Annotated in this window: 21 protein-coding genes; 11 read left to right on the top strand and 10 right to left on the bottom strand. The window is 62.7% G+C overall.

Annotated elements, in window-relative coordinates; all coding sequences use genetic code 11:
* Positions 1–105: 105 nt before the first annotated feature.
* Entirely contained in the window at positions 106–678 is a 573-nt protein-coding gene (locus A2J01_RS29790; RefSeq protein ID WP_003940498.1) for a peroxidase-related enzyme, read from the bottom strand.
* Positions 679–832: 154 nt separating this feature from the next.
* Between A2J01_RS29790 and A2J01_RS29785 the strand changes: the two genes are divergently transcribed.
* The gene (locus A2J01_RS29785; RefSeq protein ID WP_064114170.1) at positions 833–1711 is read left to right on the top strand and encodes an AraC family transcriptional regulator; all 879 of its coding nucleotides are present in this window, start codon (positions 833–835) and stop codon (positions 1709–1711) included.
* Between the two features lie 63 nt (positions 1712–1774).
* Here A2J01_RS29785 and A2J01_RS29780 read toward each other — a convergent pair whose 3' ends face one another.
* A complete protein-coding gene (locus A2J01_RS29780) occupies positions 1775–2422 on the bottom strand; it encodes a CoA transferase subunit B (protein ID WP_003940102.1) in 648 nt (215 codons plus the stop codon).
* A complete protein-coding gene (locus A2J01_RS29775; RefSeq protein WP_030536554.1) occupies positions 2419–3165 on the bottom strand; it encodes a CoA transferase subunit A in 747 nt (248 codons plus the stop codon). The genes A2J01_RS29780 and A2J01_RS29775 overlap by 4 nt, the downstream gene beginning before the upstream one ends.
* Positions 3166–3336: 171 nt before the next feature.
* Between A2J01_RS29775 and pcaH the strand changes: the two genes are divergently transcribed.
* Genes pcaH through A2J01_RS29745 form a run of 6 tightly spaced genes read left to right on the top strand, consistent with a single transcriptional unit; the run spans position 3337 to position 9256 of the window.
* Entirely contained in the window at positions 3337–4056 is a 720-nt protein-coding gene (pcaH, locus tag A2J01_RS29770; protein WP_007730015.1) for a protocatechuate 3,4-dioxygenase subunit beta, read from the top strand.
* Positions 4049–4681 (top strand): protocatechuate 3,4-dioxygenase subunit alpha, encoded by a 633-nt coding sequence (gene pcaG / locus A2J01_RS29765; RefSeq protein WP_064114169.1) that lies wholly within the window; start codon positions 4049–4051, stop codon positions 4679–4681. The genes pcaH and pcaG overlap by 8 nt, the downstream gene beginning before the upstream one ends.
* An 11-nt stretch (positions 4682–4692) precedes the next feature.
* On the top strand, positions 4693–6021 hold the full coding sequence (gene pcaB, locus A2J01_RS29760; protein ID WP_030536552.1) for a 3-carboxy-cis,cis-muconate cycloisomerase: 1329 nt from the start codon (positions 4693–4695) through the stop codon (positions 6019–6021).
* Positions 6018–7199, top strand: a complete 1182-nt coding sequence (gene pcaDC / locus A2J01_RS29755; RefSeq protein ID WP_064114168.1) for a bifunctional 3-oxoadipate enol-lactonase/4-carboxymuconolactone decarboxylase PcaDC — start codon at positions 6018–6020, stop codon at positions 7197–7199. The genes pcaB and pcaDC overlap by 4 nt, the downstream gene beginning before the upstream one ends.
* On the top strand, positions 7196–8020 hold the full coding sequence (locus A2J01_RS29750) for an IclR family transcriptional regulator domain-containing protein (protein WP_007730008.1): 825 nt from the start codon (positions 7196–7198) through the stop codon (positions 8018–8020). The genes pcaDC and A2J01_RS29750 overlap by 4 nt, the downstream gene beginning before the upstream one ends.
* Before the next feature lie 24 nt (positions 8021–8044).
* Positions 8045–9256 (top strand): acetyl-CoA C-acetyltransferase, encoded by a 1212-nt coding sequence (locus A2J01_RS29745; RefSeq protein WP_064114167.1) that lies wholly within the window; start codon positions 8045–8047, stop codon positions 9254–9256.
* On the opposite strand, the gene A2J01_RS29740 is transcribed toward A2J01_RS29745, so the two are convergent.
* On the bottom strand, positions 9257–9796 hold the full coding sequence (locus tag A2J01_RS29740) for a MarR family winged helix-turn-helix transcriptional regulator (RefSeq protein WP_225320148.1): 540 nt from the start codon (positions 9794–9796) through the stop codon (positions 9257–9259).
* 72 nt (positions 9797–9868) lie between these two features.
* Between A2J01_RS29740 and A2J01_RS29735 the strand changes: the two genes are divergently transcribed.
* The gene (locus tag A2J01_RS29735) at positions 9869–10594 is read left to right on the top strand and encodes an SDR family NAD(P)-dependent oxidoreductase (RefSeq protein ID WP_030536548.1); all 726 of its coding nucleotides are present in this window, start codon (positions 9869–9871) and stop codon (positions 10592–10594) included.
* Here the strand turns inward: A2J01_RS29735 and A2J01_RS29730 are convergent, their stop codons facing one another.
* Both A2J01_RS29730 and A2J01_RS29725 read right to left on the bottom strand, forming a co-directional pair.
* Positions 10595–11314 (bottom strand): dienelactone hydrolase family protein, encoded by a 720-nt coding sequence (locus tag A2J01_RS29730; protein ID WP_030536547.1) that lies wholly within the window; start codon positions 11312–11314, stop codon positions 10595–10597.
* Between the two features lie 46 nt (positions 11315–11360).
* Positions 11361–12413 (bottom strand): ABC transporter substrate-binding protein, encoded by a 1053-nt coding sequence (locus A2J01_RS29725; RefSeq protein WP_064114166.1) that lies wholly within the window; start codon positions 12411–12413, stop codon positions 11361–11363.
* 134 nt (positions 12414–12547) lie between these two features.
* Here A2J01_RS29725 and A2J01_RS29720 point away from each other — a divergent pair, with 134 nt between their 5' ends.
* Positions 12548–13321, top strand: a complete 774-nt coding sequence (locus A2J01_RS29720; RefSeq protein ID WP_047272043.1) for a class II aldolase/adducin family protein — start codon at positions 12548–12550, stop codon at positions 13319–13321.
* Positions 13322–13333: 12 nt separating this feature from the next.
* On the opposite strand, the gene A2J01_RS29715 is transcribed toward A2J01_RS29720, so the two are convergent.
* Genes A2J01_RS29715 through A2J01_RS29705 form a run of 3 tightly spaced genes read right to left on the bottom strand, consistent with a single transcriptional unit; the run spans position 13334 to position 16413 of the window.
* Complete coding sequence (locus tag A2J01_RS29715) at positions 13334–14278, bottom strand: C-terminal binding protein (protein WP_047272041.1); 945 nt, start codon at positions 14276–14278, stop codon at positions 13334–13336.
* Positions 14275–14895, bottom strand: a complete 621-nt coding sequence (locus A2J01_RS29710; protein ID WP_047272039.1) for a TetR/AcrR family transcriptional regulator — start codon at positions 14893–14895, stop codon at positions 14275–14277. The genes A2J01_RS29715 and A2J01_RS29710 overlap by 4 nt, the downstream gene beginning before the upstream one ends.
* Before the next feature lie 42 nt (positions 14896–14937).
* Positions 14938–16413 carry a sodium:solute symporter gene (locus A2J01_RS29705; protein ID WP_064114165.1) on the bottom strand — a complete coding sequence of 492 codons (1476 nt, stop codon included), beginning with the start codon at positions 16411–16413 and terminating at the stop codon, positions 14938–14940.
* 168 nt (positions 16414–16581) lie between these two features.
* Here A2J01_RS29705 and A2J01_RS29700 point away from each other — a divergent pair, with 168 nt between their 5' ends.
* Both A2J01_RS29700 and A2J01_RS29695 read left to right on the top strand, forming a co-directional pair.
* Positions 16582–17475, top strand: a complete 894-nt coding sequence (locus tag A2J01_RS29700) for a LysR family transcriptional regulator (protein WP_003939834.1) — start codon at positions 16582–16584, stop codon at positions 17473–17475.
* Between the two features lie 139 nt (positions 17476–17614).
* Entirely contained in the window at positions 17615–17818 is a 204-nt protein-coding gene (locus tag A2J01_RS29695) for a cold-shock protein (protein ID WP_003939930.1), read from the top strand.
* A 69-nt stretch (positions 17819–17887) separates the two neighbouring features.
* Here A2J01_RS29695 and A2J01_RS29690 read toward each other — a convergent pair.
* Positions 17888–18333 (bottom strand): Clp protease N-terminal domain-containing protein (locus A2J01_RS29690; protein WP_331715351.1); only part of this gene is annotated, 446 nt, incomplete at its 5' end.

Here is an 18333-nt window from a genome sequence, read left to right as displayed (position 1 = left end):
AAGACGGCAATTCCGGCGTGGACAGCCTTTACTTCGTCGGCTGACTTCCAGACGTTACGACCGGTCGGTCCGAAAAATTGAGAGCTGCTGCTCTACCCGCAGTAATCAGGACCGCGGAACGCGCCCCATCAGGTAGAACTCCGGATTGGGCAGCATGCCGGAGAAACTCGCCATGCGATTGCTGAGCCCGAAGAATGCAGTGATCGCGGCGATGTCCCACGCGTCCTCGTCGCCGAAGCCGTGCACACGAAGGGCGTCGAAGTCGGCGTCGGCGATTTCGTGCGAGGCGGAGTTCACCTTGGTGGCGAAGTCGAGCATCGCGCGCTGACGATCGGAGATTTCTGCGGTGCGATAGTTGACCGCAACCTGGTCGGCAACCAGCGGCTTCTTCTCGTAGATACGCAGAATTGCGCCGTGCGCGACAACGCAGTACGTACATTTGTTGGCCGCAGAGATCGTGGTGACGATCATTTCTCGATCACCCTTGGTGAGTGCGGAATCTTCCTTGAGCATGATCGCGTCGTGGTATGCGAAGAATGCCCGGAACTCGGCTGGGCGCCGAGCGAACATCAGGAAGACGTTGGGCACGAACCCCGACTTCTCCTGGATCTCGAGAATCTTGGCGGCGATGTCCTCGGGCACCTCGGTCAATTCAGCCTGCGGAAAACGGGTGCTCACTGTGCCTCCTGGTCAGCCATCGATGTTCGATTCAAGATAATGATGATTAACTGAGTTGTCCAGATGCATTTCCTGCCCTACTTTTTCGGGCACGGATAGTCGGGTACGGCCCAAGTGATCTGCGTAGCGTGAAACCCGTGAACAGGAAGACACGATGATCGACGGACTGAACCGCGCGCTCGACTACATCGAAAGCAATCTGAGCGGCGAGATCGAGACAGCCGAGATGGCAAGGCTGGCAACCACCTCGGAGTATCACTTTCGGAGGATGTTCTCGGCCCTGGCCGGCATTCCCGTATCCGAATACATCCGTCGACGTCGACTCACCCTGGCTGGTGCCGAGTTGTCCGTCAGCAGATCAGGAGTGTTGGAGACCGCCGTGAAGTACGGCTACTCGTCCGCGGAAGCCTTCACACGAGCGTTCACCGCATTTCACGGCGTGAGCCCCGGCGCGGTCAAACGCGCTCCCGCCGTTCTCAAATCCCAACAGAAACTTGTCATTCACGTGACACTGGAAGGAGCCACACCGATGGACTACATGCTTGTGGACAAACCTGCCCTGACGGTAGTCGGGTTCAAGACCCGGGTTCCATTGGTTCACGAAGGTCCCAATTCTGCGATCGAAGATTTCACCCGCTCCGTGGACAAGGTTGCGTTGCGAGGGTTGCGCGAGCTCTCCGATCAGGACCCGGCGGGAATCGTCAGTGTCGTCGACAATTTGGCGCATCCCAGAACCGAAGGCACAGAACTGGATTACTACCTGGGAGTGGTCACCGGCAAACCTTCACCCACGGGTTTCGATCTGCTGACGGTCGACGCACACACGTGGGCCGTCTTCACCGCCGACGGGTCGGAAATCGAATCTGTGCAGTATTTGTGGCGAGATATCTACACGGAATGGTTTCCTGCCAACCCTTTTCGCTCCGTACCTGGTCCCGAGATCATGCGTACCGAATACAACGACGATTTCACCGTCGCACGGTTCGAGCTCTGGATTCCGGTCGAGAGCGAGCTGAGCGACGTCGGGGCGTAAAACAGCCGCCAGGTCGGATGGAAGTCACGACCCGGCGGCTGAGCCATCAGATGAAACAGACTGTCAAAGAATCAGTTTCGCTCCGGTAGCAGCAACCACGTCCTCGACGCTGATGCCCGGCGCCGTCTCCACCAGGCGGAGACCGTCGTCAGTCACGTCGATCACGGCCATGTCGGTGATGATTCGCTGGACGCAGCCCTTACCGGTCAGCGGAAGCGAGCACTTCTCGACGATCTTGTGCTCACCCTTCTTCGAGACGTGCTCCATCATCACGATGACGCGCTTTGCGCCGTGGACCAGATCCATCGCGCCGCCCATGCCTTTGACCATGTGGCCAGGGATCATCCAGTTCGCGAGGTCTCCGGTGGCACTGACCTGCATGGCACCGAGCACGGCAACGTCGACCTGGCCGCCGCGGATCATGCCGAACGACGCTGAGGAGTCGAAGAACGACGCACCGGGGAGAACGGTGATGGTCTCCTTGCCCGCATTGATCAGCTCGGGATCGAGTTCGTCCTCGGTCGGGTACGGCCCCACGCCCAGAACGCCGTTCTCCGAGTGCAATACAACGGTGATGTCGGTCGGGAGGTAGTTCGGAACCAGCGTCGGCATACCGATGCCGAGGTTCACGTACTGCCCGTCCTCGAGTTCGCGCGCGACGCGGGCCGCCATCTCTTCGCGGGTGAGTTTGGTGGGTAGTACAGAAGTCATGCTCGTACCGTCCGATTCTCGATGCCGACCGTCACGGGGCCGACGTGGACAACACGCTGAACGTGAATGCCCGGCGTGTGGATCTCGGCGGGGTCGAGCTCACCCGGCTCTACGAGGTGCTCGACCTGCGCAATGGTGATGCGCCCCGACGTTGCTGCAGCCGGATTGAAGTTCTGGGTACTCGCGCGGTAGACGAGGTTGCCGTGCCGGTCACCTTTCCAGGCATGGACCAGTGCATAGTCGGCGACGATGCCGCGCTCCATCACATAGGTGACGCCGTCGAAGTCACGAGTTTCCTTGGGCGGACTGGCAACTGCGATGCCGCCGCTGCCGTCGTAACGCAGTGGCAGGCCGCCGTCGGCGACCTGGGTGCCGACGCCGGCCGGGGTGAAGAACGCGGGGATGCCCGCTCCCCCGGCGCGCATGCGCTCGGCGAGCGTGCCCTGCGGTGTGAGTTCGACTTCCAGCTCACCGGAAAGGTACTGACGCGCGAACTCCTTGTTGGAGCCGACGTACGAGCTGACAGTACGACGGATACGCCCCTTCTCCAGAAGCACTCCGAGCCCGAACCCGTCGGTGCCGCAGTTGTTGCTCACCGTTTCGAGTGATGTCGCGCCCTGCTCGAGGAGCGCATCGATGAGGATTTCCGGCACTCCGACGAGCCCGAAACCTCCGACAGCGATCGTGACGCCGTCCGGCACGTCGGCGACGGCCTCGGCAGCAGTGGGAATGACTTTGTCCATCATGTCGATCACAGTAGCGCGACCCGTACGTATTGTGAACCCCCGTCCGCATAACGAACATTTTTCGCCCCCGGCATTGCCTGGGTCACATCTACGAACTATTCTGTTCGCAGAGCGCAACACATGTACACATTGCGAACAACTTCACGTAACCGAACGACGAGGTTCCCTATGCTGCATCTACCGCCGAGGTACCAGCGGCCGACTGGCGTCAACGCCCCGGCCGATTTCGCGGACTACAAGACGACTTCCCTTCGCCACCCGAAGCAGCCGCTGAAGCTGCTCCCCCAGCGGCTCACGGAGCTCACCGGGCCGGTATTCGGCGAGGATCGCGTCGGCGCCGGCGAAAACGACCTGACCATTGCCAACGGCGGCGAAGCACAGGGACAGCGCATCGTCGTTCACGGCCGCGTACTCGACGGCGACGGAAAACCCGTCCCCCACACACTGCTCGAGGTATGGCAGGCCAACGCCGGTGGACGCTACCGCCACACCGGCGACAACTGGCCCGCGCCGCTGGATCCGTTCTTCAACGGCCTGGGTCGCTGCGTCACCGACGCGAACGGCCACTACAGCTTCACCACGATCAAGCCGGGCGCCTACCCGTGGATGAACCACGACAACGCCTGGCGACCGGCACACATCCATTTCTCGCTGTTCGGCACGGCATTCACGCAGCGCCTCGTGACGCAGATGTACTTCCCCGACGATCCGATGTTCTTCCAGGACCCGATCTACAACGCGGTACCCGAAGCAGCACGTCACCGCATGGTCAGCGTCTTCGACTACGACGCCACAGTCCCCAACTGGGCTCTCGGGTTCCGCTTCGACATCGTCCTGCGCGGCCGTAACGCCTCCGTATTCGAGAACGAGGAAGACCACGATGACTGATCACACCGCGAAGCCCGCACCCACTTATCCGGTAGTCCCCGGCGACTTCACCACCGCCCCCTTCGGTGTCACGCCCTCTCAGACCGTCGGGCCGTACTGGCACATCGGCCTCCCCTGGACGGACGGCCCCGACGCCGCTACCCCCGGACGAATCACGCTGGCCATCACGGTGATCGACGGCGCCCGTACACCCGTCGCCGACGCGATGATCGAAACATGGCAGGCCGATACACTCGGACGCTTCAACCATCCGGACGATCCCCGTGGCGCAGTGGAGCTCACTCCGGCTGGTTTTCGCGGATTCGCCCGCAGCGCAGCGGATCCCACGGGCACTGCATTGGTCAACACTGTCAAGCCCGGTGCGCAGCCCACTGAAACGGATGCGGACGAGGCCCCACACGTGAACGTGTCGGTCTTCGCTCGCGGCATGCTCGACCGCCTGGTCACCCGCTTGTACTTCCCCGAAGACGCCGACGCACACGCAACAGATCCGGTGCTGTCCTCACTGAGCGAAACCGAACGCGCGAAGCTGGTTGCAACCAAGGTCGACCGTGGGTACTCCTGGACGGTCTATGTTCAGGACGAGGACGCGAACGGCGTCGAGACGCCCTTCTTCGAACTGTAAGAGGAGTACACATGCCCACTCGCGGCGCACTGTTCGACCCGGTGTTCGGGGCCACCCGCGTATCGGAGCACCTGTCCGACCAGGCGTGGGTCACCGCGTTGCTCGACGTGGAGGCCGCACTGAGTTGTGCGATGGCCACCGTCGGATTGGCGGACGGGGAACATTGCGCCGCGGTGGCTGCTGCCGCGGCCGAACTCTCACAACCGGGCGGTCTGGACATCGTGGCGCTCGGCCGCGCGTCGGCCGCCGGCGGAAATCCCGTCATTCCGCTGGTGAAGATGCTGCGCGAAAGGGTCGGACAGGAGGGTGTGCCTGCCTCCGTGGTGCACCCGGGCGCCACCAGTCAGGACATCATGGACTGTGCGCTGATGCTGTTGACGCGACGCGCGGGCGCGGTGGTTCTGGCCGACCTGACCCGCGCCGCCGATTCCGCCGCCCACCTCGCCCGCCTCCATCGCTCCACTCCGATGGTCGCGAGAACTCTGGGCCAGCAGGCACTTCCGACCACCTTCGGGCTACTGGCATCGAGTTGGTTCACTGCACTCGACGCCGCAGCGATTCGCCTCGAGATCGTGCTGTCCACGTTGCCGGTTCAATTCGGCGGCGCCGCAGGCACACTCGCTGCGTTGTATCCCGACGGGCTCAGGATCGCCGATGCACTGGCAGACGAACTCGGCCTGGCCAGGCAGGTTGCTCCCTGGCACACCGACCGCGTGACCATCGCAGAACTCGCGACCACGCTCGGTATCGTCGCCGGCGCCGTTTCCAAGCCCGCCACCGACATCACCGTCATGGCGTCCACCGAACTCTCCGAGGTCGCCGAAAGCGCTCCGGGCGGCTCATCGGCCATGCCGCACAAGCAGAATCCCGTCGCGGCCATCACCGCCCGCGCAGCAGCGCGACGTGCTCCCGCACTGGTCGCCACAGCCCTGTCTAACATGGATCACGAATTCGCCCGCGCTGCAGGCCCCTGGCACGCCGAGTGGGAAACCGTCACCGATCTCCTGCGTCTGGCAGGCGGAGCGGCGCACCAGCTTTCCGTGAGCCTCACCGGCCTGCAAGTACACACCGAGTCGATGGCTCGCAATCTCGACATCACCGGTGGCCTGATTCTCGCCGAGCGTGTCACCAAGGCCCTGTCCGCACACACTGATCGAGCGCGCGACATCGTCACCGCGGCAGCCACTTCCGGAACCAGATTGGATCGTGATCCCGCCATCGCAGAGCACCTGAGCGAAACCGAGATCGCCGAACTACTCGACCCCGCACACTATCTGGGCCACGCCACCGATCTGGTCGACCGCGCCCTCGCCGAACGCCCCACAGGAGGATCTCGATGAGCGTCGCGCTCAACTTTCAACAGACCGGCAATCTCGATGCCCCGGCAGTGGTTCTCCTGGGTTCACTCGGATCCGATCTGTCCATGTGGCAGCCGCAGATTCACGCGCTGTCGAATCGCTACCGCGTCATCGCCGTCGACCATCGCGGCCACGGCAAGTCACCGGTGCCTACGGGCCCCTACTCAATTGCCGATCTCGCCGGCGATGTCATCGCTCTCCTCGATTCGCTCGAACTCGAGTCCGTACATCTCGTCGGGCTCTCCCTCGGCGGCGCTGTCAGCCAATGGATCGCCGCGCACCACCCCACTCGCGTCGAGACGTTGACATTGATGTGCACGTCCTCGCAGTTCGCCCCGGCTCAACCGTGGATCGATCGTGCTCGGGCTGTCCGTGCGGACGGTATTGCATCCATCGCGGCCGCCGTCGTCGGACGCTGGTTCACGCCGGGACTGGCCGAGAACGATCCGGAGCTTGTCGCCCGTCACGTCGCGATGGTCGAAGCCACACCCGACGAGGGCTATGCCGCCTGCTGCGAGGCGCTTTCGACGTGGGACGGCCGCAACGACCTGGCCCGCATCGTCGCTCCGACGCTCCTCGTCGCGGGCGAGCAGGATCCGGCGACGCCTCCGTCGACGTTGGGTGCGATCGCCGACGGCATCGCCGATGCGGTACTGCACGTGGTCGATCCGGGCGCACACCTGGCCAACGTCGAACAAGCCGGGCGCGTCACCAAACTACTTGCAACGCATATTGCCTCGCACACATCTGCGCTCGCCCAACGTAGCGCCGCGGTGTCGGCCGGCATGACCGTACGACGCCAGGTGCTCGGCGACGCCCACGTCGACCGTTCCATTGCCGGTGCCACCGAGTTCACCGCCCCTTTCCAGGACTTCATCACTCGCACGGCGTGGGGTGACATCTGGTCGCGCCCCGGCCTCGATCACCACACCCGCAGGCTCCTCACTCTCGCGATCCTCACTGCCGTCGGCAACGAACACGAACTCGACATGCACATTCGCGCTGCGCTGCGTGCCGGGATCGATCCCGACGAACTCGTGGAAGTATTTCTCCATACCGCGGTCTATGCGGGTGTGCCGAACAGCAACTTGGCTTTTGCGCTGGGAAAGCAAGCACTCGCGGACCTCTCGGCCGAACCTGAGGAGAACGAGACAACATGAGTGAGAACAGCAGCGAGCAGGCGCCGGGACCGTCCCCGGACTACGTGCAGTCGCTGGCCCGTGGGCTTTCCGTCATCAAGGCTTTCGACGGTGAGCACCCGCGTCGCACCCTCAGCGAGGTTGCCCGGCACACCGATCTCACGCGTGCGACTGCTCGCCGCTTCCTACTCACGCTCGTCGAACTCGAATACGTACGTACTGACGGTTCGGTGTTCTGGTTGACGCCCCGTGTCCTCGAACTCGGCTACAGCTACCTCTCCAGTCTGTCCCTTCCCGAGATCGCCGGGCCGCATCTGGAAGCCTTGTCCGCCAAGGTCCGTGAATCCACGTCCGTGTCGATCCTCGACGGTGACGACGTCGTGTACGTGGCTCGTGTTCCGGTCAGCCGCATCATGACGGTGTCCATCACCATCGGCACGCGCTTTCCCGCGTACGCCACATCCATGGGTCGAGTTCTGCTCGCCGGCTTGCCCGACGACGCACTGGACGCCTACCTCGCCCGAGTGTCCTTCGCCCGCCTGACCGGCAAGACCATCTCCACCGCCGACGGACTGCGTGCCGAACTCGAGAAGATTCGCGCCGACGGGTTCGCGATTGTCGATCAGGAACTCGAAGAGGGTCTGCGCTCGCTCGCCGCACCCATCCGGGACGCGACCGGTGACGTGGTCGCGGCCGTCAACATCTCCACCCAAGCCGCCCGCTACAGCGCCGAAGCTGTTCGCGGTGAACTGGTTCCGGCCGCAGTCGCCACCGCGGACGCCATCTCCGTCGATCTCGGACGTACTCAGTCGTCCAACAATCACTCGGCTGCCACCCGCTGACCGAGCAGACCCAAGGAAGAACCAATGCCTGACGTTGTCATCTGTGAACCGCTCCGTACCCCTGTCGGCCGCTTCGGCGGTGTCTTCCGTGACGTAGCCCCGGAAGATCTCGCCTCGACGCTGATCACCGAACTCGTCACGCGTACCGGCATTTCCGGCGCGGAGATCGACGACGTCATTCTCGGCCAGGCTTCGCCGAACGGTGAGGCTCCGGCGATCGGACGCATCGCGGCGCTCAACGCGGGTCTGGGCATCGATGTTCCCGGCATGCAGGTGGATCGCCGGTGCGGGTCGGGATTACAGGCAGTCATCCAGGCCGTCATGCAGGTTCAGTCCGGTGGCAGTGACCTGGTCCTCGCCGGCGGTGCCGAGTCGATGAGCCAGGCCGAGTTCTACGCAACCGGAATGCGTTGGGGCGTCAAGGGTGAAGGAGTTGCGCTCAGCGATCGTCTCGCGCGCGCCCGCGTCGCAGCCGGCGGACGTGACTTCCCGGTTCCCGGCGGAATGATCGAAACGGCAGAGAACCTGCGCGCCGAGTTCTCCATCAGCCGCGAGGATCAGGATGCACTCGCGGTTCAGTCCCATCAGCGTGCAGTCGCAGCACAGAAGAACGGCGTCTTCGCCGAGGAAATCGTTCCGGTATCCGTTCCGCAGCGCAAGGGCGAGACCCTGCTCGTCGACACCGACGAGCATCCACGCGCCGACACCTCGATGGAATCGCTTGCGCGCCTTCGTCCCATGCGCGCAAAGATCGACCCGGACTCCACCGTGACTGCAGGTAATGCCAGCGGGCAGAACGACGGCGCAGCACTGGCGATCGTCACCACCGCCGACAAAGCTCGTACCCTCGGACTGCGACCGCTCGCACGCCTCGCGAGTTGGAGCGTTGCGGGCGTTCCGCCGCGCACCATGGGCATCGGCCCCGTACCGGCGTCGGAGAAGGCACTCGGCCGCCTCGGATTGACCCTGGCGGACATGGACGTCATCGAACTCAACGAAGCCTTTGCGGCACAAGCACTTGCAGTCCTGCAGAGCTGGAATCTCGAGGCCGACGACCCACGCATCAACCCCAACGGCTCCGGCATCTCCCTCGGACATCCGGTCGGTGCCACGGGTGGACGAATCCTGGCCACCCTGTTGCGCGAGATGGACCGTCGCGAAGCGCGTTACGGCCTCGAGACGATGTGCATCGGCGGCGGGCAGGGCCTGGCTGCGGTCTTCGAGCGCCTGTCCTGATCAAGCCCCGACGTGCGCGACGCCGGAGTCACCGAGTTCGCCGCGTAGGCCGTCGAGAAAGACACGCAGCAGGTCGGTGAGTTCGGCCTGCTGCTGCTCGGTGAGAATCGACGTCAGTTCGGCTTCACGGCCGAGGACTCGGTCCACCAATTGCTCCACCAGTTCGTGACCGGCGGCAGTGAGGGTCACGAGCACTATTCGTGACCCTTCCGCGGCGGAAGACCTCTCCACCAGACCCGCGTTCTCCGCGCGCGCGAGTCGCTGCGAGATCGCACCGGCCGTGACTCCGGTCTGCTCGGTGATCTGGCGAGTCGTCAACTGATACGGCTCGCCGGATCGCCGCAGGACACTGAGCAGGTCCAGAGTCGCGGTGTCCGCACCGGCCGAGGCGAGTACCCGTCGGCGATCCTCACCGAGCAGCTTGGCGCACATCCACAGCCTGGTGACGATGCCGATACCCTCTACGGGCGTGCCCGGCCTTTCGCGAAGCCACGCCAAGGCAACCGCGTCCACCGCGTCGTCCGGGTTGTAGTCGCCCACCACTGCACACCTCGTTTAGCTCTAAATGATACGTTCTTCGTATAGGTCTAAACGTAGCTCACGGAGGTAGGCATGACACGCACAGTTCTGGTAACCGGCGGCGGAACAGGGATCGGACGCGCAGTTGCAGCGGCGTTCGCCCGAGACGGAGACACCGTTTTTGTCACCGGCCGACGCACGGAACCACTCGAAAAGACCGCGGAGGAGTTGGGCGATAATGTTCACGCCTTGACTTGTGACAATTCCGACCCGAAAGACCTGAAGCGGCTGCAGGATTCACTTCCGGGAACCATCGACGTCGTGGTGCACTGCGCCGGCGGTAACACGGACTTCGATCGCGAAGCGCCGTCAGATCTGGAATCCCTGGCCGCCGGGTGGCGGGCCAATCTGGACTCCAATCTGATCTCGGCAGTGTTGACCACAGCAGCAGTTCGAGATCGAATCCCCAGTGGCGGTGCCGTCATCACCATCGGATCGATTGCCGCCGACAAGGGAGCTGGAGCGTACGGCGCTGCCAAAGCAGCAGTTGCGACGTGGAATGTCGATCTGGCCGCCGAACTGGGCCCAGAAGGCATCACGGCGAACATCGTCTCCCCCGGTTACATCGCCGACACCGAGTTCTTCCGGGACTTTCTGACGGACGAGCGTCGCGCGATGCTGATCGAATCCACAAGCACCAAGCGCGCCGGAACCCCGGACGACATCGCATCAGCCGTCCATTTCTTGGCCTCACCGGGTGCCCGGCAGATCACCGGTCAGGTATTGGCAGTCAACGGCGGTGAGAGAACCAGTCGCTGATCACGCCAGGTGGCGCTCGAAGAACGAGTCGATTCGCTTCCAGGCATCCTGCGCTGCAACAGGATCGGGACCGATTCCGAGGATGCGCTCCAAAGGACGAAGCACCTTGGGTCCGGCCTCCGCGTCGTTGAGGAACGCGTGGCCGGCGGTGGGGTACTCCTTGACGTCGTTCTCGATACCGGCATTGCTGAGCGCCGTCTCCAGCTTCGCTGCCGCGCCCCGGAGCGAAAAGTCCTTGCCTCCGAAACTCCCGACGATCGGGCACGCATCCACCACGGCCTCATCGAGTTTGCGTGGAAGCTGACCGTAATTGACCGAGGCAGCGTCGAAATCTCCGGCGCTGACCATCGCGAAGCCGCCGCCCATGCAGAATCCGATGACACCGATCTTTCCGGTGCAGTCCGGGGATTCCACCAGCCAACTGCGAGCGACTTCGATGTCGGTGAACGCCTTGCCGTGTCCTCGAAGCATCGACGTCATGGTGGGCACTAGGCACCGCTTCGCCCCGCCCGCGCTGTAGAGGTCGACAGCGAGCGTCAGGAATCCCGCAGCGGCCAGCCGCTTGGCTTGCCGCTGCATCACCTCCTCGAGCCCGAAGGCCTCGTGAATCATCACTACCCCCGGCCACGGGCCGGGGGTAGTGGGGGTTTCGAGTATCGCTCGCAGCGGTTGTGATCCGCCGACTACTGCGGCGCGGCCCGTCAGATCTATGTCCACCATGTTTCGATGCTAGGCCGACGCGGCGTCAATAGGCTCGGAAGCGAGGTCAGGGGAGCTGTTTTCCCTGGCCCGCCGCAAGCCCGGTCAAGACCCCGGCGAGCTGCGGCAAGGCGTACGGCGCGCTCAGTGGACCGAAATTATCGACAAAGGCATTCGAGAGCAGAAGTTCGACCGGCGCATAGGATCGCGCCTTCACCGCGGGGAGGTTCTGGAAAACTGCGAAGTTCTCCAACCTCGTCGTCGCTTCCTGATCAGAAGCGAGGCTGAGCAAAATGTCTGCGGGTGCGAGTACCTCCGCCTGCTCCATCGACAGCGCAGTCATCTGCTCGGCGTTGTATCCGCGATAGTCGAGTCCGAGTTCGCGCAGCAGAACCCCGGGCGCACTGGCATCCCCCTGCACATACAACTGATCGCCGTACATCGAGCCGATCATGATCGTCTTGCCACCCAAGCCGTTCAGGGAAGCTGCGGTGTCGGAGATCAGAGCGTCGGTCCGGGCGATCGCTGCAGCAGCAGCCTCGTCGACAAAAGCTGCCTGCCCGACCGTGGCGACGCCGTCACGCCACGAGGTGGTCCAGTCCAGCGCGATGACCGGAGCGATCTGACTGAGCCTCTCGGCTGCAGGTTCGAGATAAGTCTTCATTCCGATGATGAGGTCCGGCGAGTAGCGCGCGATGATTTCCGGGTTGATTTCGCCTGTGGTGCCGAAGCTTTCGAGGTCGGCTATTCCCGCGGTGCTCTGCCAAGGCAGTGAACCGCGGTCCCACGATCCTGTGTTGCCGTAGGCGACTGGGTGAACGCCGAGCGAGAGCAGGAATTCCAGATCCGTGAAGTCGCTGGCAACAACGATCCTTTCCGGCTTTCCCGAGATCGTGGTGGTTCCGAGCGCATTGATCACCTCACGTTGTTCGCCGGCATCAGAAGCATCTGATGTAGTCGAACACCCCGCAAGGATGGCGGCCGCTGCCACTGCGCCGACCCCGAAGAACCCACGGCGGCTGAGCTGGTCCACAAGTTCAGCGGTCGTCGGTGATTCGCGAATCTTTCCGTATACGTGTGCACTCTCCTTCTCGGCATCTGCTGCGCGCGCCGAGGGCACAGCGAATGCGAGATTAGCCCACCCTGAGCACGAGTGGGGCTCCTACGTTTTGGTGTACGGCAACCATTGACGTTTAAATATATCGATTGATATATTTAAACGAAAGTTGTACTGCCCATCGAAACGGAGACCGTATGAGCGCGCCGGCCACCACCCCGCCAACAATTGCCAAGTCCGAACTGGAACTTCGCCGCGAACTCGCCGCCGTCTACCGGTTGCTCGCCCACTTCAAGATGACGGACCTCATCTTCACGCACGTCTCGGTGCGCCTACCAGGACCCGAACATCACTTCCTCATCAATCCGTACGGCCTTCTCTTCGAAGAGATCACAGCATCCAACCTGGTCAAGATCGATCTCGACGGGAACCTCGTCGAGCCGTCCGAATATCAGGTCAACCCAGCAGGATTCGTAATCCATGGGGCAGTGCACTCCGCGCGGTCAGACGCACAGTGCGTCCTTCATACCCACACCAAGGCCGGCTGCGCCGTCGCAGCACAGGAAGACGGTCTGCTGCCGCTCAACCAGATCTCGATGGAGTTCTACAATCGGGTCGGCTACCACGACTACGAGGGCATCGCTCTCAACACCGTCGAGCGTGAGCGGTTGGTGAAGGATCTCGGCACCCACCCCGCGCTGATTCTCCGCAATCACGGCCTGCTGACTGTCGGCGAGACTGCGTCGGAAGCATTTCTGCGAATGTTCTACCTGGAGAAAGCATGCGACATCCAGATCGCCGCACAGGCTTCCGGCAGTCTGCGCCTACCCTCCCCTGAACTGGCGGAGTACACCGCCAGACAATTCGCGGGCGAGGTGAAAGACGAGTTCAGTGACGACCAGGCTTACGAATTAGCCTGGGCTGCACTACTTCGCCTTCTCGATCGAATCGATCCGGAATACAAGAACTGAGGCGAGCGCCCCTCAGGACCCCGGTGCGGCTACAACGCCCACCGGGGACTTTCCCGTCAGCACCGCAACGACGTTGAGTGCGGACTGTCTGGCCAGGGTCCCCGAGACCGCCGACGAATACCAGGCAGAATGAGGAGTGATCGTCAGGTTCGGAATCTGCAGTATCGGATCATCAGCAGTCGGCGGTTCTGCCGGTAGCACGTCGACCGCAGCGCCGGCCAATCTGCCGCTACGCAAAGCACTTCCGAGCGCTTCGTGATCGACGAGGCCTCCGCGCGAGACGTTGACCAGGAACGATCCCGGCTTCATCGACGCCAAAGCCTGAGCGTCCACGATACCGGCGGTCTCCGGAGTCAACGGCACATGCAGGCTCAGCACGTCCGATCGACGCAGAAGCTCGTCCCACTCCACGACCTCGACGCCGGGCGCTCCGGCCGAGAGCGAACGCCCCGCTGCCAAGACCGTCATCCCCAGCGCTGCTGCACGGCTGGCAAGTGCCTGAGCGATCAGTCCGAATCCATAGAGGCCCAGAACTGTTCCTGCGATCCGACGTGGCGGATACTCCACGACACTCCAACGACCTTGGTGCACTGCGGCATCAAGCGGACCGATGGAGCGCAGCAAGGACAGGATCGACGCCAGCGCATGATCGGCCACCTCCTCGGTGCAGTAGTCGACCGCGCGAGTGACGGTGACGCCCCGATCATGCGCCGCGCCCACCGGCAGGTGATCGAACCCGGCCGAGGTGGCCGCGAGGAGACGCAGATCCGGCAAGGAGTCGAGATGATGTGCGTCGAGCCCTACAGTCTCCGGCCCCACCAGTAGCGCGATTATGCCTGCGCCGCTCGGGATCTCGGAACTGAACTCGACGCCGACGTCGATCCCGGCGGCGCCGAGAGTTTCTCGCAGAGTGCCGAGGTCGATGAAATCGTCGAGCACCACGATTCGATCCGTCACGTCCGAGCCTCCGCGGTAATCGCTTGCAAGACTGCGTCGACGCCTCGGGCCACCGCGCCGGGAGCCCGAATGGCGTCCATCATGAAGGGATCAAGAATCGACTGCATGGCAAGGCCGTCGGTGAGTCCGACCAACCTGATCGTCACGAGGTCGGGGTCGACATCTGCCGGCACCGATCCCTCCTGTTGCGCCTCCAGAACCGTCTCGCGAACGATCCGGCGCCACCGAGCGAGAAAGCCCGCGATCTCACTGCGAGCCTTCTCTTCCTGTGCGCCTTCGGCGTAGAAGAAGAGGAACACGCGCGTCATCGCCAGGCGTCGATCGTCGAGCGGCAAGACACTGGCGGTGATTCCCCGCAACTTTTCGAGCGCCGAGTTGTCGACCTGATCCAGGATGACCTGATACTGATCACCTTGGATGTCCGCTGCCCGGCGCAGCGCGGCGAGGAGAAGTTCGTGTCGAGAATTGAAGTAGTGGTTCAACACTCCGGTCGACCATCCACTCTCCTCGGCAACCGCCCTGGTGGTCACCGCCGAGATACCCTCGCGGGCGATCAGGCTGAGGACAGCGTCGGCCAGCACCAACCGTCGCTCGTCGTGATCAACGACCTTGGGCACGATCTACCTCCTTGTGGCGTGCACTCCTGCACGCACCGACCTTCAGGCTATCGGGGCAACTTCCGGTTCGGCCGTCTCCGTGTCCTTTCCGGAAACTCGCTCGTTCCAGATCTTCATCACCGCGGGCGGAGTCGGCGCCGTGGTCAGACTCAGCGCAACGAAGACAACGAGTGCACTCACCAGACCGACGTACACCGGTTCGTTGGCCAGCACGTCGCCGACGACGAACATCGTGATCAGAGTCGCCGCCGTTCCCACCGCCATCGAAGCCATTGCCGCGGTTCCGGTGGCCCTCTTCCACACCACACCACCGAGGATGGGGACGAGCAGGCCACCCACGAGGATGTCGTACGCAATCGTGAGCGCCGCGACGATGTCGTTGATCAGGGCAGCGAGAACGATACTGACGAGGCCGATCACGATGACGTACAGGCGGTTTCCGCGCACATCTGCTTCCGGATCGGACGTATCCAGGCCAGGCTGTGTACGCCCGAAGATCTTCGAGACGAGAGGCAAGACGTCTTGCCGAGCCACTGTGGCAGTGGCGATCAGTGCGCCGGAAGCGGTCGACATCATCGCTGCGACGGCGGCTGCCAGCACAATTCCGCTGAGACCGATCGGGAGAACGTGAACGGCGACGTCGGCGTAGACGTCGTCGGACGAACCGATGTCGGGCATCAGAGCCGAAGCCGCCAGACCGATCAGCGCACCTGCCACACCGTAAAGCAGGCAGTAAACGCCCGCAGCGACGCCGCCCCAGCGCGCAACTTCGGGCGACTTGGCCGTGAACACGCGCTGCCAGATGTCCTGCCCGATAAGGATTCCGAGCGTGTACACGACGAAGAAGGTGATGATCGTGCCGGTGCCGATAGTGCCGAGTGAGAACGCTGCGTCGCCCACACGCTCCTTGATCCCGTCGTACCCACCCGCTTTCGACCAGGTGAACGGGAGCAGGAGGAAGAAGATTCCGATCGTCTTGATGACGAACTGAACAACGTCGGTCAGCGTGATCGACCACATGCCGCCCATCGCGGAGTACGCGACGACGATCAATCCACCGAGGACTACGGAGAGCGTCCGGTCGAAACCGAAGAGCACGTTGAAGATAGTGGCGTAGGCGATGGTGGACGTGACGGTGAGCATCAACGTGTAGGCCATCATCACGATGCCGGACGCGCCGGTTGCGTCGATTCCGTAGCGCAACTTCAGCATTCCCGAAACCGTGTACACCTTCAGACGCTGAATCCGGGAGGCGAACAACAAACTCAGCAGGAGCACACCAGCGGCGATGGAGACAACCAACCACATACCGGAGATTCCGTATTTGTAGCCGAGGCCGACACCGCCGACCGTCGACGCTCCGCCGATGACGACGGCGGCCATCGTGCTCGTGTAGAGAACTCCACCGAGCCTTCGACCGGCGACGAGGTACTCACTGGAGTTGCTCGCGCGGCGTTTGCCCCACCAACCGAAAGCCAGCATTGCGGCCAGGTAGGTCAGGATTATGGCTATGTCCATGGTGACGATTCCTTCGTGAAGTACCAGCAGGTCCGAGAGCAGACGCCGGTCTCGTCAGACCGCCTGAGGAAACCGTAGAAGACGATTGACGTGAAATAAATCACTTGATACAAATAATCACTTCAGAAATTTCTGATGTATCTGTTCTCGACTCTGCCGAGGTACCCGATGCGTAGCACACTTCCCGATCTGAAACTGCTTCGGATCTTCACCTCCGTGGTGCGCCATCAGGGCTTCGCGCCGGCACAGCAGGATCTAGGACTGTCCGCCTCGGCGATCAGCACCTACATGAGCCAACTCGAACGCCAACTCGGCATCGTCCTGTGCCACCGCGGTCGCAGCGGGTTCAGCCTGACCAGCAAGGGCGAGCTCTACCACCAGGAATGCGTCCGCATCCTCGGCGAGCTGGAGGGGTTCGAGCGGTATGCCACCGCACTCCAAGGCGAACTTCGGGGAACGATGACCGTCGGGGTACTGGATTCGACTGTCACGGATTCGACGCTCCCGCTCGCCGACGTCATCGGTGAATTCAGCCGAACACACCCCGGTGTCTATCTCGACCTCAAAATCCAAACTCCGCACGAGCTTCAGGTAGGCGTTCTCGACGACCGCATCGACGTGGCGATCGGAGCGTTCGCCTCGCCCATGAACGGCCTGACAGCGCAGGCTCTACACCGCGAGCAGCACTGGCTCTACTGCAGCGACAAACATCCGCTCTTCTCGAGCAAGCGGGTGCACCCGGACGTCATCACCCGTCAACGAATGGTCACCAGGGGTTATTGGAGCGAAGCCGAGTTGGCTCGCCAAGGATTCACCGAGAGATCGGCCACCGTCGAGAACATGGAGGCCCAACTCATTCTGATCCTCTCGGGCGGATACATCGGATATTTGCCCGAGCACTACGCCGGATATTGGGTCGACCAGCAACGATTGCGCCCACTCTTGCCCGCCTCCTTCGGATATCAGGCACCGTTCTCCCTGATCTATCGCCGCGGACGGGCACGCGAACCACTGGTCCTCGCTTTCCGTGAATTGGTCAGAACCAGCGTCGAAGATCAGTAGCGCAGCCACCTCCGATAGTCCTGACAACTCGCTTTCTGCACGTCGCCCACCGTTCGACTTGCGCGGCGTGGGAGGATAGACATATCGAGATCGGGACTTCGATGTGAGGGCCCGGATCGAGTTTGTAGGGAGTATCGGTATGGCACAGGGCATCGTGAAGTGGTTCAACGGCGAAAAGGGCTTTGGTTTCATCGCTCCCGACGACGGAACACCGGACGTGTTCGTTCATTACTCTGAAATCTCGGGCAACGGCTACAAGTCGCTCGACGAGAACCAGCGTGTGGAGTTCGAGGTTGGCCAGGGCCAGAAGGGTCCTCAGGCCACCAATGTGCGCGCTGTCTGATCAGTGACACAAGAAGAGGGCCGCACCCGCAAGGGTGCGGCCCTCTTCTGCATCGGATTCACCTCTGAATCACTGATCCTGAATGACGGCCAACGCTCCAACGATGTTCGACTCCGCCACCGACTTCGAGATTCCGAGATCAGCCAGAACGCCTGATCCGTCTTCGAGTTCGAGCAGCGCGAGCAGGATGTGCTCGGTTCCGATGTAGTTGTGGCCCAGGCGAAGAGCCTCACGGAACGTCAGTTCCAGGACCTTGCGCGCACGAGCGTCGTACGGAATGAGTTCTGGTAGTTCGGAAGTCGGAGTCGGTAGTACACCGGCCACTGCAGCTCGGACGGATCCGAGCTCCACCCCTTGCGCCACTATCGCCTTCGCAGCCAACCCGGCAGGCTCCTCGACGAGCCCCAGGAGCAGGTGCTCCGGCTGGATCTCTGCGTTACCGGCGGCGCGGGCTTCGTTCTGCGAGGCCATGACGACGTTCTTCGCCCGGGGAGTGAACCGGTTGAACCCTTCGT

Source organism: Rhodococcus sp. EPR-134 (assembly GCF_001647205.1).
Taxonomy (GTDB): domain Bacteria; phylum Actinomycetota; class Actinomycetes; order Mycobacteriales; family Mycobacteriaceae; genus Rhodococcus_F; species Rhodococcus_F qingshengii.
The sequence above is the reverse complement of the archived record's forward strand: the minus strand, read 5'-3'. Positions and strand labels throughout refer to the sequence as shown.

Coding starts and splice junctions, on each gene's coding strand:
- A2J01_RS29785 (WP_064114170.1), top strand. CDS start 833: ATGATCGACGGACTGAACCGCGCGCTCGACTACATCGAAAGCAATCTG.
- A2J01_RS29780 (WP_003940102.1), bottom strand. CDS start 2,422: ATGACTTCTGTACTACCCACCAAACTCACCCGCGAAGAGATGGCGGCC.
- A2J01_RS29775 (WP_030536554.1), bottom strand. CDS start 3,165: ATGGACAAAGTCATTCCCACTGCTGCCGAGGCCGTCGCCGACGTGCCG.
- pcaH (WP_007730015.1), top strand. CDS start 3,337: ATGCTGCATCTACCGCCGAGGTACCAGCGGCCGACTGGCGTCAACGCC.
- pcaG (WP_064114169.1), top strand. CDS start 4,049: ATGACTGATCACACCGCGAAGCCCGCACCCACTTATCCGGTAGTCCCC.
- pcaB (WP_030536552.1), top strand. CDS start 4,693: ATGCCCACTCGCGGCGCACTGTTCGACCCGGTGTTCGGGGCCACCCGC.
- pcaDC (WP_064114168.1), top strand. CDS start 6,018: ATGAGCGTCGCGCTCAACTTTCAACAGACCGGCAATCTCGATGCCCCG.
- A2J01_RS29750 (WP_007730008.1), top strand. CDS start 7,196: ATGAGTGAGAACAGCAGCGAGCAGGCGCCGGGACCGTCCCCGGACTAC.
- A2J01_RS29745 (WP_064114167.1), top strand. CDS start 8,045: ATGCCTGACGTTGTCATCTGTGAACCGCTCCGTACCCCTGTCGGCCGC.
- A2J01_RS29735 (WP_030536548.1), top strand. CDS start 9,869: ATGACACGCACAGTTCTGGTAACCGGCGGCGGAACAGGGATCGGACGC.
- A2J01_RS29730 (WP_030536547.1), bottom strand. CDS start 11,314: ATGGTGGACATAGATCTGACGGGCCGCGCCGCAGTAGTCGGCGGATCA.
- A2J01_RS29720 (WP_047272043.1), top strand. CDS start 12,548: ATGAGCGCGCCGGCCACCACCCCGCCAACAATTGCCAAGTCCGAACTG.
- A2J01_RS29705 (WP_064114165.1), bottom strand. CDS start 16,413: ATGGACATAGCCATAATCCTGACCTACCTGGCCGCAATGCTGGCTTTC.
- A2J01_RS29700 (WP_003939834.1), top strand. CDS start 16,582: ATGCGTAGCACACTTCCCGATCTGAAACTGCTTCGGATCTTCACCTCC.
- A2J01_RS29695 (WP_003939930.1), top strand. CDS start 17,615: ATGGCACAGGGCATCGTGAAGTGGTTCAACGGCGAAAAGGGCTTTGGT.